The organism is Arthrobacter sp. TJ-270 (genome assembly GCF_058269075.1).
Genome location: NZ_JBZCNB010000015.1, coordinates 1 through 16,843 on the forward strand (window position 1 = coordinate 1; position 16,843 = coordinate 16,843).

Annotated in this window: 18 protein-coding genes and 1 pseudogene; 9 read left to right on the plus strand and 10 right to left on the minus strand. The window is 62.0% G+C overall.

Annotated features, from left to right (window positions below):
* Positions 1 to 939: 939 nt before the first annotated feature.
* Positions 940 to 1,659 (minus strand): SOS response-associated peptidase, encoded by a 720-nt coding sequence (locus AC4D2M_RS16995; RefSeq protein WP_490893095.1) that lies wholly within the window; start codon positions 1,657 to 1,659, stop codon positions 940 to 942.
* Positions 1,660 to 1,751: 92 nt separating this feature from the next.
* Here AC4D2M_RS16995 and AC4D2M_RS17000 point away from each other — a divergent pair, with 92 nt between their 5' ends.
* Positions 1,752 to 2,081: a hypothetical protein gene (locus tag AC4D2M_RS17000; RefSeq protein WP_490893079.1), complete on the plus strand. Its 330-nt coding sequence runs from the start codon at positions 1,752 to 1,754 to the stop codon at positions 2,079 to 2,081.
* Between the two features lie 80 nt (positions 2,082 to 2,161).
* Positions 2,162 to 2,452 (plus strand): hypothetical protein, encoded by a 291-nt coding sequence (locus AC4D2M_RS17005; protein WP_490893080.1) that lies wholly within the window; start codon positions 2,162 to 2,164, stop codon positions 2,450 to 2,452.
* A 424-nt stretch (positions 2,453 to 2,876) separates the two neighbouring features.
* Here the strand turns inward: AC4D2M_RS17005 and AC4D2M_RS17010 are convergent, their stop codons facing one another.
* Entirely contained in the window at positions 2,877 to 3,560 is a 684-nt protein-coding gene (locus AC4D2M_RS17010; protein ID WP_490893081.1) for a hypothetical protein, read from the minus strand.
* Positions 3,561 to 3,659: 99 nt separating this feature from the next.
* Positions 3,660 to 3,947: a helix-turn-helix domain-containing protein gene (locus tag AC4D2M_RS17015; RefSeq protein ID WP_490893082.1), complete on the minus strand. Its 288-nt coding sequence runs from the start codon at positions 3,945 to 3,947 to the stop codon at positions 3,660 to 3,662.
* 175 nt (positions 3,948 to 4,122) lie between these two features.
* Here AC4D2M_RS17015 and AC4D2M_RS17020 point away from each other — a divergent pair, with 175 nt between their 5' ends.
* Entirely contained in the window at positions 4,123 to 4,809 is a 687-nt protein-coding gene (locus AC4D2M_RS17020) for a GIY-YIG nuclease family protein (protein ID WP_490893083.1), read from the plus strand.
* Between the two features lie 573 nt (positions 4,810 to 5,382).
* On the opposite strand, the gene AC4D2M_RS17025 is transcribed toward AC4D2M_RS17020, so the two are convergent.
* Genes AC4D2M_RS17025 through AC4D2M_RS17050 form a run of 6 tightly spaced genes read right to left on the minus strand, consistent with a single transcriptional unit; the run spans position 5,383 to position 11,647 of the window.
* On the minus strand, positions 5,383 to 6,486 hold the full coding sequence (locus AC4D2M_RS17025; RefSeq protein WP_490893084.1) for a Gfo/Idh/MocA family protein: 1,104 nt from the start codon (positions 6,484 to 6,486) through the stop codon (positions 5,383 to 5,385).
* Positions 6,483 to 7,259 (minus strand): ThuA domain-containing protein, encoded by a 777-nt coding sequence (locus AC4D2M_RS17030; RefSeq protein WP_490893085.1) that lies wholly within the window; start codon positions 7,257 to 7,259, stop codon positions 6,483 to 6,485. Before AC4D2M_RS17030 ends, AC4D2M_RS17025 begins: the two co-directional genes overlap by 4 nt.
* Before the next feature lie 29 nt (positions 7,260 to 7,288).
* Complete coding sequence (locus AC4D2M_RS17035) at positions 7,289 to 8,143, minus strand: carbohydrate ABC transporter permease (RefSeq protein ID WP_490893086.1); 855 nt, start codon at positions 8,141 to 8,143, stop codon at positions 7,289 to 7,291.
* A gap of 19 nt (positions 8,144 to 8,162) precedes the next feature.
* Positions 8,163 to 9,119 carry a carbohydrate ABC transporter permease gene (locus tag AC4D2M_RS17040; protein WP_490893087.1) on the minus strand — a complete coding sequence of 319 codons (957 nt, stop codon included), beginning with the start codon at positions 9,117 to 9,119 and terminating at the stop codon, positions 8,163 to 8,165.
* A gap of 51 nt (positions 9,120 to 9,170) precedes the next feature.
* Entirely contained in the window at positions 9,171 to 10,400 is a 1,230-nt protein-coding gene (locus tag AC4D2M_RS17045) for a sugar ABC transporter substrate-binding protein (protein WP_490893088.1), read from the minus strand.
* Positions 10,397 to 11,647, minus strand: coding sequence for a Gfo/Idh/MocA family protein (locus AC4D2M_RS17050; RefSeq protein WP_490893089.1), 1,251 nt, complete (start codon positions 11,645 to 11,647; stop codon positions 10,397 to 10,399). The genes AC4D2M_RS17045 and AC4D2M_RS17050 overlap by 4 nt, the downstream gene beginning before the upstream one ends.
* Before the next feature lie 206 nt (positions 11,648 to 11,853).
* On the opposite strand from AC4D2M_RS17050, the gene AC4D2M_RS17055 reads away from it, so the two are divergent.
* The 3 genes from AC4D2M_RS17055 (at position 11,854) to AC4D2M_RS17065 (ending at position 14,351) form a co-directional block, all read left to right on the plus strand.
* Positions 11,854 to 12,870 (plus strand): LacI family DNA-binding transcriptional regulator, encoded by a 1,017-nt coding sequence (locus AC4D2M_RS17055; protein ID WP_490893096.1) that lies wholly within the window; start codon positions 11,854 to 11,856, stop codon positions 12,868 to 12,870.
* Between the two features lie 193 nt (positions 12,871 to 13,063).
* A complete protein-coding gene (locus AC4D2M_RS17060) occupies positions 13,064 to 13,669 on the plus strand; it encodes an excalibur calcium-binding domain-containing protein (RefSeq protein ID WP_490893090.1) in 606 nt (201 codons plus the stop codon).
* A gap of 28 nt (positions 13,670 to 13,697) precedes the next feature.
* Positions 13,698 to 14,351 (plus strand): class F sortase, encoded by a 654-nt coding sequence (locus AC4D2M_RS17065; protein ID WP_490893091.1) that lies wholly within the window; start codon positions 13,698 to 13,700, stop codon positions 14,349 to 14,351.
* Between the two features lie 11 nt (positions 14,352 to 14,362).
* Here AC4D2M_RS17065 and AC4D2M_RS17070 read toward each other — a convergent pair whose 3' ends face one another.
* Positions 14,363 to 14,923 (minus strand): hypothetical protein, encoded by a 561-nt coding sequence (locus AC4D2M_RS17070; protein WP_490893092.1) that lies wholly within the window; start codon positions 14,921 to 14,923, stop codon positions 14,363 to 14,365.
* A gap of 288 nt (positions 14,924 to 15,211) precedes the next feature.
* Between AC4D2M_RS17070 and AC4D2M_RS17075 the strand changes: the two genes are divergently transcribed.
* The 3 genes and pseudogenes from AC4D2M_RS17075 to AC4D2M_RS17085 form a co-directional block, all read left to right on the plus strand.
* Positions 15,212 to 15,766: a hypothetical protein gene (locus AC4D2M_RS17075; protein ID WP_490893093.1), complete on the plus strand. Its 555-nt coding sequence runs from the start codon at positions 15,212 to 15,214 to the stop codon at positions 15,764 to 15,766.
* Between the two features lie 58 nt (positions 15,767 to 15,824).
* Positions 15,825 to 16,565, plus strand: a complete 741-nt coding sequence (locus AC4D2M_RS17080) for a DUF2382 domain-containing protein (RefSeq protein WP_490893094.1) — start codon at positions 15,825 to 15,827, stop codon at positions 16,563 to 16,565.
* A gap of 48 nt (positions 16,566 to 16,613) precedes the next feature.
* Positions 16,614 to 16,843: pseudogene (locus AC4D2M_RS17085) on the plus strand (hypothetical protein); the annotation flags it as partial.

Consider the following 16,843-nt stretch of genomic DNA (forward strand, 5'->3'; position numbering starts at 1 on the left):
CCGGAAAATACGGCAGAATAACCAAGTCAAAGTGGCTCACTTTTCAACCCACAAAACGGCTCACTTTTCGACCATCGCTGACATAAACGCGGCAAGGAAGCTGAAGAACCACCGGAACCCGCTCGATCGCTGGTCGAAGTTGTTCGTGAATCCATGCCTCGCGTCCCTCACTCGAATATCCAAATACTTCGCTACGGCCGTTGTTCCGCGATATCCATCGTTGTTTGGGACTGTGACCCCATGCTTATGCCTAAGGACGACAATCTGCCTATATCTGCTGATTTCCCCGCTGTGAAGGATGCCTCGCTTTTGCCTCTTCTTTGGTTCCGCCAGGGACGAAGCCGGGTAGGTTCCTGTTTTCGAACCGCTGGCCCTGCCGCGAAAGGTCAGCTCTTACCCACCGAGGGAGTCTAAGCTTCGTGATTCCATGCCCGGTGGTTACTTCGATAACGGCCCTACGCAGTTGTCGACGGCGCCGCCACCGTTGCCCTAGTTTCACGCCGGGTTCCAAGCACCAAACAATCTGCTTCTGATTGAGCGTGAGCTCAACACTCGCGCCGGGCTCGATTCGAAAAGGGAGATCTCTCGTAAGCCCCTTCACCACAATCATCCAAAACCCGGGCGTGCTCGAATGGTAATCAGGTAACGAGCAGTCGATCGACGATATCTCAGTTGCTTGAACCAGCCCCTTGTTCTCGATTCTGCAGGACACAAGCGGCATCGCTTCATCTTTGAGCATGCCCGACGTAAAGGAGAAGTCGCGAGCAACTAGTTTGGATGCTCCTCGCCTCCGATCGTAGATAGTCCAGCCGAGAGTGAAGAGCGATATCGCAATTGCAACCCATGGCAGTGGGTCTGACCACCAAGCAGATTCATTGATCAGCTCAACCTGCACCACGTCGTCTTGGACGGCCGCGTGAACTTGATTCAAAATATCGCTCACGACAAGGGTGCGACGAGTCGGGGTCCGTCGTTGCGAACTGAACCGACCTCTTTACTCACGACGCGGGGCACCAGGCGAGGCTCCGGCATAGCGTTGACCAAATCCTGGACGTCGTTCTTATCCGTCGTCGACGGATTGAGCCAATCGGCTTGAAGGTCTTTGGGAATGATCAGCGGTGACCGTTCATGGATATGCCCGAGCGCGTCGGTGGCCGACGTCGTAATCACCGCGGCAGTGACCAACCACTTCTCCGGGTGGTCCTCCGGTAGGTCCGGGTTGGGCCAGAACTCGTACAGGCCGGCCACGGCCAGCAGCTCGTCCTCATCTTCGGGGTGCAGGTAGGTCGGAGTCTTGGATCCGTCAGCGTTCTTCTGCCACTCGTAGTACCCGTTCATTGGGATCAGCGCGCGGCGCTTGGCAGCCGCGGTCCGGAACGAGGGTTTTTCCGTGATCGTTTCGGAGCGTGCGTTAATCATCCTGGAGCCGGCCTTGGGATCCTTGGACCACACCGGGACGAGCCCCCACCGTGCGGTCTCCAGCCGGCGCTCGAGCGCTCCGTCACTGTCGGGGCGTTCAGTGATGAACCGAATGTCCTGCATCGGTGCCACGTTCCAGGACGGCGGTAGGTCCGGACTGTCGTCGGCGTTGACCTCGAACGCGTCTAACATTGCCTGCTTCGTTCCGGCGACCACGAATCTCCCGCACATACCGCTCATTGTGCCGTACAGCTCCCCCACTTCCCATACTCGAACACGTGTTCTAATTTCTAAGATCACAGACTACAGATCACAGGGAAGGGGTTTGCACCATGACGGCGCAGATTCTGAGCTTCAAGCAACGGGTAGCGCCAGGCATACCCGACGTGCCGGTGGTGAGCTTCGACAGCCGGGGAACCCCTCTGACTGTTCGGTGGTACGCCAATGTCTGGCATGTGGTCGGGGATCCCGTGCAATGGTCCAGCGCCGGCAGCTCGTGCGAGCCAAGCGACCTCCAGGCCGGCGGGCAGGAAGTGGAGGCCGCTACGCGGTTCTGGCGGTTCCAGGCGCAACTGAACCCGGAATCCCACGTCCTCGAGTTTGATATCAGCACAGACCACCGGTCCGAGGGTTGGCAGCTGCGCCGAGTAGCGTGCCAGTAATCCCCCGGACACTGATTTAGCTACAGGAAGGGTGGTCAGCCACGGGTGAAAATGTTCGTTACCGCGCCTACTACGACCGGGTGCTGGATCAGTGGATCGAGCGCTTCGTGATGCGCGAAGAGCCGATCATGCTCACCGAAGCGGAGATCGACCTCGAACACCACCCAGCCCAGGACTTTAAGCCCTCCCGCCTCGTGAAAGCGTGGATCCGCTACCCCTCCCAGGCCTACCTCGTGGAGGCTCACGCGACAGCGTGGACAGCGACAGCAATACGGATCTGGTTCTTCGAACCAAAGATCGAAATTCACCGGGAAGGATGGGTGTGGCGTAGCGCCGTCACCCCGGCACCACAGGACAAGGGCAAAACCTGACCGCTGGGTGGTGACGTTCATTGCCCTGGCGTTCCATCATCGGCTTCTACCCGGCCCAGTCAAGGCCGCTACGCGCCGCGGTGCGGTGAGCCTGCGGCTCAGCCCTGACAGTGCCGGCCGCCAGCCGGTTTTGGCCAGTATCAGGGCAAGGGAAAATCATGCATTCCGGTGTTGGGAAGCCTTAGTCCGTGGTGTTCTGTAGCTTGGCGTCACTGGTGAAGTCTCCGCGACGAATTGCTTCCGCTGCCCGCGTGTAACAGTCGGTGATGTACTGCTCGAGCTTGCTGCGCTCGATACGCCATTGGCCGCGGTTATCTCGAGTTCAATATAGGGCACGAGGATCGTGAGAATCGAGCAATATGACTTTCGATTCTCGGCCTGCACCGTCCTCTTCGAGGATCGATTATCAGGGGCGGTCTAGAGGTCAGCGAGTCAGGTTCAGGCTTCCAGGTTTTTGTCGTACAAAACCAAACCGTTCATAGATCACAGCAGTCTTCTCCGACCCTGCGGTGGCAACGACTGGAGTTCCGACGGGGACGAAGGTCTCGATAGCGGCCTTGGCGAACTCCAGACCGCGCCACTGCGAACCGGGTGCGGACGCGAGGGCTTGCGCCACCCAGTAGGAGCCTCGCGGACGTGTCGCCAGCGCCTCTACTAAGCCAGAAACACTCCCGCCGCCGCCGGTTGAAGACACTATGAGTAGAAGTCCGATCACGAACCAAAGCGGCCACAGCAAGCCAACCCATGGTTCCACCGAATCATCTAGACCCATCAGAGCGAACAGCCAGATAACAAACATAAATAAGGCACCGAAGAAGACGATGACGATAGACCCGACACGCTGCAGGGTCTTCTTAGTGTTCCTGGCCTCCGTCAAGAGAATCACGGCATCGCGCGACGGCGTGGTGATCACGTCTCCTGCCGGCATGTACATGAGAAAGAGAAGCACGAAAATGGGCAACATCATCACGGCTTGCGAACGTTTCCACCAGTGCGTCCGAGGACCTTTCCCTCGACTTAGGGCCAATGCGGTGTTCCAGCTCAAGGGGAGCAGATCAACAAGATGCGCGCGCTTCACTCTCGGCTGACCGCCGACGACCGGGTCCATGAAACACGATCTTACGGATACTTCGAAGCTTCAGCTGACTTAGTCGAACCTCACAATACTCACACGCCCAGGAACGCCAGGAGCAACCGTTTCAGCAGGTCAGACGCGTAACTCCTCAGCTACGAGTGATCGGAACTTAAGATAACCTCGGCCGCCGATCTGAATTGCAGGCAGATCACCGGAGTTGATGATCGCCCGGATCTGGTTCTCGCTCGTGGCCAGCTCGACTGCGACATCATTAATGGTCAGGAAGCGTGGCTGTTCCTGTGCGGCATACGGTGGGACTCCTTTACTCAACTGCTGCTTTAGCAAGAAGAACTTCGATGCGCAGGTCGCCGCGCTACACAGCTTCGCCCGGAATATGCCTTGTTCTCCTTCAAAATTCATACAGTTCAGCGCTTCTCCTGACCGAACCTGCGCCTGCGGGTGTGCAGAGCAGCTGTGCATGTGGGCGGTGCTTCGAACCGGGCGACGCTGCCGATATCCACGGTTCTCGGCGGGGGCGCACTTCGGCTTCACCGAATGGAGTTGGTTTCCGTTCGGAATGAGGATCAAATGAAGTATGACTGAAAACACACCCTCTGTTGGGTACGTGTATGTGCTCCTAGATCCCTCGAACCCTTCGGAAGTGAAGATCGGATACACCACGAAAACAGTGGGTGAGCGGGTTCAGGAGCTATTCACTACCGGACGATCGCGCCCACTTCTTGCCCTGTGGGATGAGTATGTGACCAATCCGCACAGCATAGAGACCATATTGCATCAACGTTTCGCTGAGTTCCGGGTACATCCTGGGCGGGAGTTCTTCTCCATTGCGCCGCAGGAGGCGATCAGGGCGCTGATGGACGAAGCAGCACATGCTTCTACAGCCAGACCGGCTAATAGTACGAGTCGAGCCGAAATCCTTCCCGAACTCCGGCAAAAACACGGCAACCTGATCCGGTCAGATGTTCGTTCGACGACGATCGTAGTAAATAGCATGGGGGTCTACGTGGAAACGTCGCTGGTCGATTCAGCAGGAAGTGTGCACCGGATCCAAAGACCGTTGAATCAGCATGACATCTCCATCGAACTTCGAGATGATCCGTTCACAATCGAGGATTCGGCACGGCAGAATGCAGACCGATTTCTGCGCCTGACGACGAATGAGCAGATTGTTTGCTCCGACGTTTTTGACCTTGAGCTTCTGGAGTTCATCAACAGAAAGGATTCGGCGCCCGTTTCGCGTGAACCTAAGCCCCCGTTTTAGAACTGTTCGGTCCGCAGACGAACGAATTCCAAGGCCAAGTTTCGATCCGCTTTCCTCGCTAAACTAGCAGGTGTTGGATCGACAGCGTCAACTTGCAGGACGAGTATTCTCAAGTTGCTCGCAGTACGCCGCAACCTCGAGTATAGGATTGGCCCGTCGGCCGACAAATCCGGCATTCCTGTACCCCTAAGGTGGGCGTGAGGCGGCATCGCAGGTTTCGTTTACGCTTTTTCGTAGCTGAATCACCAAGCGCGCGTTCCGTCTCTTATCTTAGGCCGCCCGACACCAGCTCCCGAGCGCCTGCCGCGCATCCGCACACCGCCCCGATGTCACCGTTACCCGGTGCGTCCTCTACAACTACAACGTCCTCGATGCACCCGCTGGCCTGTCCACGCGGACTGCACTGCAGGCTCCACCATCGCCGGATTCTCTCGCCGAGGCCTTTACGAGCGCATTAAACGGTTCACGAGATACCCAATAGAAGCTAGAAGCCCGCCTCGGTCGAAGGCCACCGAGGGCAGAATAGACTGACCGTACGAGATAATCACAGAGGTGTCGCCTTCACGCGCTCCCCTACTTGTTCCGCGCCGAACCCCACGACTCCAAAGCGGCCCGCACATCCGCACGCCGCTCCGACTCCACAGCGACCCGATACGCGTCCTCCACGACATCGTCGATCAGCACCCGCTGCCCCGACGCCGCCGATTGCACGGCGGCCTCCACCATCGCCAGGCTCAACACATTCGAGTGCACCTCCCCCGAGGGCACCTCACCGGACCGCAACGCCGCCACAAACTCGCCCAGCGCTCCGCCGATCTCTTCCTCATGCGACACCGCCGGAACGGAAGCAGCACCGGATACCAGCTCTACCACCGGCGTACCGGCACCGTCCCACGCTGCCGACCCGCCGGCACCGTTCACCCGCCACGACCCGTTCCACGAGGTCTCCAACCCGTCCGCACACCAGATCCCCGTATACACGTACCGGGCACCACCGCTCATCTGGAACACCGCGGTGGCGGCAGCAGCGCCGTCGTACCAGCTCCACGACGGATTGAACTCCTCGCAATACACCGACACCGGATCCTGATCCAACAGGAACCGCACCGCGTCGAACTGGTGGATCGCCATGTCCACCAGCAGCACATGCGCCATCTCCTCCCGGAACCCACCAAAATGAGGCGCCTTGAAGAACTCCGTCGTCACCGCACCGATGTCGCCGAGCTCAGCGGTCAAAGCTTTGAGCTGCGTCAGCCCCTGGAAGTACCGGCGCGACTGGCTGATCATCAGCAGCTGCCCGCTCACCTCCGCCGCCGCCGCCAGCGACAGACCCTCCGCCACCGTTGGTGCCACCGGCTTCTCACACAGCACCGGCAGCCCGGCGAACATCGCCTCCAGATTCACCGGATGATGCGCCGCCGGCACCGTCACGTTCACGACGGCGTGAGCCCCAGAAGCAGCCGCAACCTCGGCCACGGAGGTACCTAAAGCAACATCCTGCGGCCCGAATTCCACCACCGCTGTCTGCGCGGCACCCAGGTTGAGGTCCACGAGTCCGACCAGTTCGACGTCGTCGTTCGCCTGCAGTGTCTGGATCCAGGCCTTGCCCATCCCACCGGCGCCTACCTGCACCACGCGCAGCGGGCCGGCGGTCTCAACGGTCTTGAAGGTGATCAATTGCTCATCGCTCCCTGGTAGCCGTGGCCGGTGTAGAAGTCCTCGGTCTCGTAGCGCAGCAGCACCGGGTCCGTGCGCTCGGGCCGCAGCGTCTTGGCCCACTCGACGCCGTTGGCGATCACGCGGCGCACGTCCTTGTGGTGGTAGACCGGGTAGTCCTGGTCGCCCGGGCTGAAGAAGAAGATCTTCCCGAAGCCGCGCTTGAACGTGCAGCCGCTGCGGAAGACCTCGCCGCCGCTGAAGGTGCTGAGGAAGATCAGCTCATCCGGCGCCGGGATGTCGAAGAACTCCCCGTACATCTCCTGCTCCGGAATGATGAACGGGTGCGGCACGCCCTGCGCGATCGGATGCGCCGGGTTCACGGTCCACACGATCTCGCGGTCGCGCTCGGACCGCCACCGCAGCGTGCACGACGTGCCCATCAGCTTCCCGAAAATCTTCGACCAGTGGCCCGAGTGCAGCACCACCAGCCCCATCCCCGCCAGCACGTGCCGGTGGACGCGCTCGACGACGCAATCCGCCACCTCCCCGTGCGCAGCATGCCCCCACCACACCAGCACGTCGGTGTTCTCCAGGACGTCCTCGGTGAGGCCGTGCTCCGGATCGTCGAGGGTGGCGGTGCTAATTACAGCCAGCGCGCCGAGGTTTTCCTCAATGCCCTCGCGGATGGTGTTGTGCATGCCGTCGGGGTAGATGGCGCGGACTTCGGGCTGGACCTGCTCGTGGCGGTTCTCGCCCCAGACGAGGACGCGCAGGGTGTCTGTGGTGGTCATGGTTTTCTCACTTTCAGTAGCGTGAAGCGTCACTTGACGGCCCCGCCGGTGGCACCGGCCGCAATGTATTTCTGGGCCAGGATCAGCAGCACGATCGCCGGCAGGGAAGACAGGACGGCGGTGGCCATGACAGCACTCCAGTTGGACACCTGCGTACCTAGGTACTGGTAGATGCCCAAGGTCACCGGCCGCACCTCGTCGGTGGTGGTCAGGGTCAGCGCGAACAGGAAGTCGCTCCAGGAAAACAGGAACGCGAACAGGCCCGCGGTGATGAGCGAGTTCCGGCTGATCGGCAGCACAATCGAGACGAACGCGCGGACCAGGCCGGCGCCGTCGACCCTCGCGGCCTCCACGATCGACGTCGGAATGCCGATCATGAACGCCCGCATGATGAGGATGACAAACGGGATGGCGTGCGTGGCATCGGCCAGGATCAGGCCGGGGATACTGTTGAGCAGCCCGAGGTCGTTGTACGCCGCGTACAACGCGTTGGCAATCACGATGCCCGGGATCATCTGCGAAATCAGGATCGCCAGCAACGCAATGTTCACCCAGCGGAACCGGAACTGCGCCAGCGCGTACGCCGCAGGTGCCGCGACGAGCAGGCTGAACACCACCGTCCCCAGCGAGACGATGAGGCTGGTCACGAGGTTCTGCCCCTGCTCGGCGATCGCCTTCTCGTAGCCTGCAAAGCTCGGGTTCCACGGGAAGAAGTCGGCGGCCAGCGTGTTGCCGGAGGGCTGCAGCGACGCATTCACCATCCAGTAGACGGGGAACAGCATCACGGCCAGGAACAGGATCCCCAGCGCGGTATAAGTGGCGGAGCGGGTGCGCTGCTTACCCGCCTTGCGCTGTGCCGGGACGGGCACGACGGCGGTATCCATAGTGGTCACGGTTGTCCCCTTACTCGTCGACTGCGCGCCGGTTGGCACGGAGGTAGATGACGGCGAACACCAGCGAGATCACGATCAGGATGTTGCTGAATGCGGCACCCACCCCGAACTCGAAGTTCACGAACGACTCCTGGTAGGACCGGATGGACAGCGTCTGCGTGGCATTCGCCGGCCCGCCGTTGGTCAGGCCCAGAATGATGTCCAGCACCTTGATGGTGTAGACGACGCCGAGCACCAGCACCACGCTGATCACCGGCTTCAGGTTGGGAAGCGTGATGTTACAGAACGTCTTCCACCCCGTGGCGCCGTCCAGCGCGCCCGCCTCGTAGAGCTCGTCCGGGATGTCCTGCAGACCCCCGTAGAGGATGGTCACGTTGAACGGAATGCCCACCCAGATATTCACCAGGATCACGGCAAGGAGCGCCACGGCCGGGCTGGTCAGCCACGGAACCGGCGAGACCCCGAAGTTGCCGAGGAACTGGTTGAGGATGCCGGAATCCTGGTCGAGGATGGACCGCCATGTGGCGCTCGAGACTATGAGCGGCAGAAGCCACGGCAGCAGTAGCATCGAGCGCAGGAAGTTGCTCAGCGGGAAGCGCCGCTTGAAGTAGCACGCGAGCGCCAAACCGATGATGAACTGCCCCGCAATGGACCCGATGGTGAACAGAGCCGTGTTGGTCATGGACGGCCAGAACAGGTTGCTGCTGAACACCGCCTGGTAGTTCGCGAACCCCACCCAGGGTGCTTCTCCGGTGAAGAAGGTCTTGGTGGTGTACTCCTGCAGGCTCATGGTGATGTTCTTGACCACCGGGTAGCCGAAGAACAGCACCAGGTAGAGGGCCGCCGGTGCCACGAACAGGAGGCGAGTGATCCCCTCGCGGCCGAGCCGCCGTCGTCCTACTGGTGTTGGTGGTGTGTCCTGGCTGCGCGAGGAGGTCGTCGCCGGAGCGCTTTCGATCTGCGTCATGAGAGCCGTCCTTTCCTGCGCATCGCCGTGAGTGTCCTGCCCATCTCTTCGCTATCCTGCCGAGGCCTGCTCGAACGCTTCGGCGGGCTCCGCCTTGCCGGTCAGGGCAAGCTGGATGGCGGTGTAGATGGTGGTGGCGGCTTCGGGCCAGTCCTCGCCGAGCTGTCCGGTGCGCGAGCGGGCGTTGGCGACCTGCTCGGTGAAGGACTCCATCTCCGGGACCTTGGCGACGTACTCTTCGGCCAGCTCGGTCTTGGTGGGCACGGTGTAGCGGGCTTCGGCGAGCGCGAGCTGGTTCTCGTCATTGCTCATGCACTCGACGAATTCGGCGGCCTTGGCCTGCTTCGCGTCGTCGCCGGTGACCGGGACGGTCCAGACTTCGCCGCCGAGCGGTGCCACGGAGGTCTGGCCCTCCTCATTGACCGGGATCTGCACGGAGTCCCACTTCACGTCGGGGTTCTCCTGCAGGCCGGGGATCTGCCAGGGGCCGTTGACCATCATGGCTGCCTTGCCCGCGACGAACTGGTCCTTCACATCGCCCTGCGACCAGTTGATGACGGCCTCCGACGCGGAACCGCTGCTGACGAGGTCCTTCCAGAGCGCGAGGGCCTCGGCCACCTCGGGACTGGTGAGGTCGGTTTCGTCGCCGCCGTTGGACCACATGAACGGCAGGAACTGCCAGCTACCCTCATAGGTGGCGACGGCAGAGAACGCGATGCCGTAGGTGTCACCCTGGGTGAGCTTCTCGGCTGCAGTCTTGAGCTCGTCCCAGGTCTGCGGCGGTTCGACGCCAGCGGCCTCCAGCAGTTCGGTGTTGTAGAAGATGCCGAGCGTGTTCGCGGTCGGGGCCAGTCCGTAGACCTCGCCCTCGTACGTGGCAGCCTCCAGCATGCCCTGCGCGAAACCGGAGGTGTCGACGTCGTACTGGCTCAGCGGGGACAGGCCGCCGGTGGCGGCGATCTCTTGGACGTCAGGATTGTCGATCATAAGCACGTCCGGCAGGGTCTGCGACGACGCGCGCTGCAGCACCTTCTGGATAAGGTCCTGGCCGGGTACGGTTTCGCGCTCGATGGTGACGTCCAGTTCGGTGGCGCACCGGTCGATAGCCTCCTGGATCAGAGTCTTGTCCGGTTCGTTGTTGTAGTAGTCGACGACGGTGAGGGACTCGACGTCTCCGCCTGCCTCCGCGGCGGCGCCGCCTCCTCCCCCGCACGCGGTCAGTGCGAACGGTGCGATGGCTGCCATCGCGGTGAGGGTTGTGAGTTTCCGGTTGTTTTTCATGGGGCTCCTTTGCCTTGCGGGAGTGTTCTTGATGGACGGGTTTGCTTTTGGGAGGGGATGCTGTGCCAGGCCGCGTTCTGCGCGGCGCTGGCTTCGACGGCCGCGAGGACCTGCTGGATCTGCAGGCCGTCGCGGAAGGATGGTGCCGGTGCTGTGTCTGTTGCGATGCAGCGGACGAAGTCGGCGATCTCATGCGTGAAGGTGGACTCGTAGCCTAGGCCGTGGCCCGGCGGCCACCACGCGCCGGCGTAGGGGTGATCGGGTTCGGTGACGAGGATTCGCCGGAAGCCTTCGCTCGTGGCGGGCTGGGTGTTGTCGTAGAACTGCAGCTCGTTGAGCTTCTCGAAGTCGAACGCGAACGATCCCTTCGAGCCGTTGACCTCGATGCGCAGCGCGTTCTTCCGGCCGGTGGCGAAGCGGGTGGCTTCGAAGGTGGCCAGCGCACCGCCGTCGGTCCGTGCGAGGATGACTGCCGCGTCATCGACGGTGACTTCCCCGCGTTGGGTGGTTCCGCCGTCGTTCGCTGATCCGCTGTCACTTTTTTGTGCGCTGAGTCCGGAGGACGACGACGGCAGCGGCCGCATGGGCACGAACGTTTCGGTGAGTGCGCTGACGCCGGTCAGCGTGTGGCCGGTGAGGTGCTGGGCGAGGTCGAGGATGTGGGCGCCGATGTCACCGAGGGCGCCTGAGCCGGCCTGCTCGCGGTCGAGGCGCCAGACGAGCGGGAAGTCCTCGTCGGTGATCCAGTCCTGGAGGTACGCGGCGCGGATGTGGCGGATGGTGCCGATGCGGCCGTCGTCGACCAGTTGCTTCGCGTAGGCGAGCGCCGGGGTGCGGCGGTAGCTGAAGCCGACCATCGACCTGGTGCCGTTCGCGGCAGCCTGTTCGGCGGCGTCGGTCATGGCCTGTGCCTCCTCGAGGGTGTTGGCGAGGGGCTTCTCGCATAGGACGTGCTTGCCCGCCTTCAGCGCGGCGATGGCGATGGGCGCGTGGAGCTTGCCGGGAGTGCAGATGTCGACGACGTCGATCTCCGGGTCCTCGACGGCCTTGCGCCAGTCGGTCTCGACCCGGTTGATGCCGAACTTCTGTGCGAACTCCTCCGCGGCGTCGGCATTGCGTCCGCAGACGAGGGCAAGTTGTGGTGCGGCGCCGAGGTCGAAGAAGCGGGGCGCCGTGGTCCAGGCCTGTGCGTGGATGGAGCCCATGAACGAGTAGCCGATGAGGGCGACTCTCAGGGATCGCGGCATGGAGCAACTCCTTCGTTGTGAATTCTGTGTCTTGGGCTGGGTATCGGTTCAGTAAAACGCTTAACTCGACCGCCACCATCGAGTGTGGTCCGTCACAGCGGGACTTGTCAAGGAAAAATTTAAACGCTTTACTGGAAGGGCCGGACGGAGCCGAATCAGAGGTCCGCGGCATATTGCTGACCCGAAGGACGGTTCCCGTGGCCACCATGCAGGACGTTGCACGGCGCGCCAACGTGTCCATCGCGACGGTGTCCTTCACGATCAACAACACCAAGCCGGTCTCCCCTGCTACCCGGGCGAAGGTCGAGGCGGCGATGCAGGAGCTGGGGTTCAGGCGGAACGTCGTCGGCAGGGCCCTGGCCAGCAAGCGCACACGGATCATTGCGCTTCTCTTCCCGGCCCTGCAGCATTCCTTCAGCGGGACCATCGTGCAGTTCTTTACGAGCGCCGCGGCTGCGGCTCGTGAGCTCGGCTACAACCTGGTGCTGTGGCCCATCAGTAACGACGCCGGCCAGACCACGGAGCTGACCTCAAGCGGCCTGGTGGACGGCGTGATCCTCATGGAAGTCCAGTTGGATGATCCGCGCGTCGAGGAGCTGGAGAAGTCCGGGACGCCGTTTGCCCTGATCGGACGTACGCGCGATCCGAGTGCCCTGACCTTCGTGGACATCAATTTCGAGGACACCCTCGTAGCCGCGGTCCAGCACCTCACCGAGCTGGGACACTCGCGCATTGTGCTGCTGGACGACGCCGTGGGCAGCCGCGATCTCGAAGAATTCGGCCCTGTGGGCCGCTCCCGGGACAGCTACGAAGCCGAGATGAAGCGTCAGGGGCTGGAGCCGGCGTCGTTCACGTGCGAAGCAAACCCCGGAGCAGGGAAAGCTGCGGCGGCAGAGTTGCTACGCGACTTCCCGGACACCACCGGCGTCATCATCCAGAACGAGCACGCGGCAACCGGGTTCGTGAGCGGCCTGCGGCACGCGGGGATCGAGATTCCGCGCGACCTGTCCGTGTTGTCGGTGGGATCGTCCGCCGAGATGGCAGCAATGGCGGACCCTGAGCTGACGGTCATGTCCTCCCCCAGCGTCGAGCTGGGCCGGATGGGTGTGGAGGCGCTGATCGACCAGCTGGAGGGCCGGGCGTCGGAGCTGCGGCAGGAGCTAGTGATGTGCACGCTGGAGGGCGGACAATCGACGGGGCCGACCGCTATACCTGCTCGCTAGCCACAGACCCAACCGCTGCCTGTCACATAGTTGTTATTTCACATGAATCTTCAAGTTTGTTGATATAAAGGTTTCTGGCAGAAGCCATTGGTGCGCCAGACAGCCTGGGCGCGGGGGACTTATTTTTCTCGGCATGCCCCTGCCGTCTAAGAACCGGCGCAAGCGATAACGCATAAGAAATCATGGGGCATAAATGAAGAAGAGCATTTCGCTGCTGGCTGTTGCCGCGGCCGTAGGACTTTCAGCGCTGACGGCAAGCCCGGCTAGCGCCCTGAGCTTTGAAAACTGCACTGAAGCCAAGGCCGCAGGCTATTACAACATCCCGGCTAGTTCACCCCTTTACCGCATCGATCTTGATGGCAACAGCGACGGCGTCGCTTGCGAGGACTCCAGCAAGCCCATCGGCACGGTACCCGCGCCAGCACCGGCTCCTGCCCCCGAAGCGGCACCAGCTCCCGTAGCGGTCGGCCCGGCAAACAGCGCCTTCGACAACTGCGCTGATGCAGCAGCAGCGGGACAGTTCAACATCCCGATTGGAACGCCAGGCTACGGCGCGCACCTCGACAGCGACAAAGACGGTATCGCCTGTGAGCAGTCCGGTGAATCGGTAACATCAGCTCCGGAGACTGTGGCCAACTCCGCAGTAGCCCAGATCCCCGTGGTGCCGGTTGGCGGAGCTGACACCGGCGTCGCGCAGCAGACCAGCAACGGCGCGGAATTCCTAGCACTTGGTGGCCTGGTTGCCGCTGCTACAGCAGGAACCGTCCTCATTGCCCGCCGTCAGGGCGGCCAGGCGTAGTCCAGGATTGATCGAAACGACACCCCGGATGACTAGCTCAACCAACGACCGCCGCAAAAGCTTCTTCGCTTCTGCGGCGGTCGCCCTGCTGCTTCTCACGGGCTGTGCCACCAGCTCTTCGGTACAGAATGCAGCCCTTCTTGGCTCTGCAGAACAACAGACACGAGCTGCTGCACCGGAGCCCACCTTAAGTGAGGCTCCGCCAACGTCAGTACCGACGGAGGTCATGGCGGCTTCCACGCCGATCTCCATCCGCATGCCGTCCACCGGAGCCGACTCCGAACTCCTAACTTTGGGATTACGCGACAACGGGACTTTGGAAGTACCGCCGGACGGTCCAGGGGCACCTGCCTCCTGGTTCAATGGCTCCCCCTCGCCCGGCGAGCTTGGCCCAGCGGTCCTCCTCGGGCATGTGAACGCCACCGACGGGGGCCCGGGAGTGTTCGCCGACCTCCAAACACTCGGGGCAGGTGACCTGATCGAGGTCAGCCGCGAGGACGGTACAACAGCCGTGTTCGAGTTCGACCGGGGCGAACAGTACCCAAAGGATAATTTCCCAACGCAGAAGGTTTATGGGAATACGGACGGGCCCGAGCTTCGTCTCATCACATGCGACGGATACGACCCGGCGACGGGCGAGTTCGACGACAACTACGTCGTCTACGCGAAGCTCGTCTCCTAGAAACCAGTAACTCAGCCTTCAACCATCGCGCTAACCCATTCGGGCGTACTGCGGCCCAGGCGGCGGTCGAGAACAACCCGGAGTCGCGCGGCTTCCACTTTTGCCCGCTGTTCTGACTCCTTCAGAGGCGCAGCTTCCTGTGCTCGGGCACCGTGTGACTGAGCCGGTATTTCCCACTCGAGTTCGTCCCGCCAGGCGGCGTCCAGGAGCAGGATTTCCTCCTCCGTCAGCCACTCCGGCTCACTAAGCACCCGGATCATGGCTATCCCGGCCGCGCGCCGAACACCGTCGTTCGAGAAGGCGGAGTCGAGTGCCCACTGGACGCGTTGCCACCACTGGGCTTTCTGGTCGGCCAGTGCTCTCTGCTCGAGTTCCGACCGGTCGGCTTGTGCCTCCTGTTCGAGCACCCGCTGCGAGTGGCGCAGGCTCCTCCACCCGATCACACCGGTGATCACCGCAGCCAGGAGGGCAACGAACGGACCCAGTGCTCCAACAATCTCCCACCACTCCGCTCCCCCAGTGGAGTCCACAATCACTCGCGCAGGTTCGGGAAGCAGCTGGATCCGGGTCATGCTCTCATCCTAGGGAGCACCATCCCATGATCGAACAGGCGCGCTCCCTCGATGCGGGCACCCGTGAACCGTTATCTCCGAGGTGCAAAGCTTCCCGGTTTTGGTGTCGGTAGTTATGAAGACTTCACCCAACAGGCCCTTGAGTAACGATGTTGTTGCAGCGCCCCCTGTGGTGGCATGAGTCCTTGAATCCAAATCATCAGTGTGCTTACGGTTATGAGGTACCCGCGCCGGGATTCGGAATGCTCAGGACCCCGGCGACCACCGATAGCACTCTGGAGGATCGCCATGAAGGCACGAAACAACCACAGTATGCGGCTGATGGCAGCAGGAATATTCACCGTCGCGGGACTGGGCCTCGCAGGCTGTAACACTGAAGGACCCGAGCAGGGCACCGATGTGGAGGACATCTCCGAGGGCGAGGTCGCGGAGACTTCACCGGCACCCGAGGAGACCATGGAAGAGGTCACTGAAGACGCCGTCGATCCCGCTCTTGAGCCATACGACGGCCCCTACGACCAGAACTTCTACGACGAAGCCGATGCCTATGTTGGCCAGGAAGTCACAATCTCCGCCGAAGTGACGGAAACCCTCTCGGATGACACCTTCGTGATCGCTGGTGCCGCTGGCACGACCGTTGATCCGTTGCTGATCGTCGAGCTGGAGGAGATCCCGCCCCTGGATGAGGGCCAGGTCGTCCAGTTGACCGGCACAGTCCAGCAGGACTTCGATATCGCTGCCGCGGAAGAGCAGCTCGGGATCGATCTGGAGGACGAGCTGTACGCCGACTACGAGGGCCAGCCCTACGTTGAGGCCATGAGCGGGGAAATCCTCGAGGACTAGTGATCACCGTCCTGCCATCCCAGTACGAAGTGCACCACAACTGGAAAAGGAGAACACCATGATTTCCCAGAACGACATCTCCCGGATCCTCGAATCCGGCGGCAAGGTCATCGGTAACGACGGCGACAAGGTCGGCTCCGTCGGCCAGATCTACGTCGATGATCAGACCGGCAACCCCAGCTGGGTCACCGTCGACACCGGGCTCTTCGGTTCGAACGAGACCTTCGTACCCCTCGAAGGCGCAACGCTTGAAGGTGACGACGTCCGCGTCGGATACTCCAAGAACAAGATCAAGGACGCACCCAACGTCGCTCCCGACCATCACTTGAGCGAGCAGGAAGAGGCCGAGCTCTACCGCTACTACGGCATCACGACCGGTGGCTACGAATCGGACCGTGACACGGTCGGCCATGACACCTCCGGCCCGACCACGGACGATTCAATGACCCGTTCGGAAGAGCAGCTCCGCGTGGGCACCGAACGCCATGAAGCCGGCCGTGCCCGGCTGCGCAAATATGTCGTGACCGAGGACGTCACCCAGACGGTCCCGGTCCAGCGCGAAGAGGTCCGCCTTGAGCGTGAACCGATCACCGACGCCAACCGGGATGAAGCCCTTGCCGGCCCCGACCTCAGCGAGGAAGAGCACGAGGTCGTCCTCCATGAGGAGCGCGCAGTCGTGGATAAGGAAACAGTGCCGGTCGAGCGGGTCCGCCTGGACAAGGAAACCGTCACCGAGCAGCAGACCGTCAACGAGGAAGTCCGCAAAGAGCAGATCGACACAGACGACAACGGACGCTAATCCGTCTTCGCCCAGTCACTCACATCACATTCGACTTCAGGAGAGATCATGAGCACTAGCGCAGGATCAGCCCACAACGAGCCAGAAGACAACGACCGGGTCCACGACCGGCGTCTCGACGACGACCCTCGCATCGACGACACCCGTCGCATTGACGACACCCGGCGCCTCGATGACAGGGACCAGCGGGACCATCTGGTGGAACGGGAAAAGGAGAGGTTCGGCGGCGTCAAGATCGGCTCGGCCTTCTTCGGCTGGCTTACCGCCACCGGAACCGG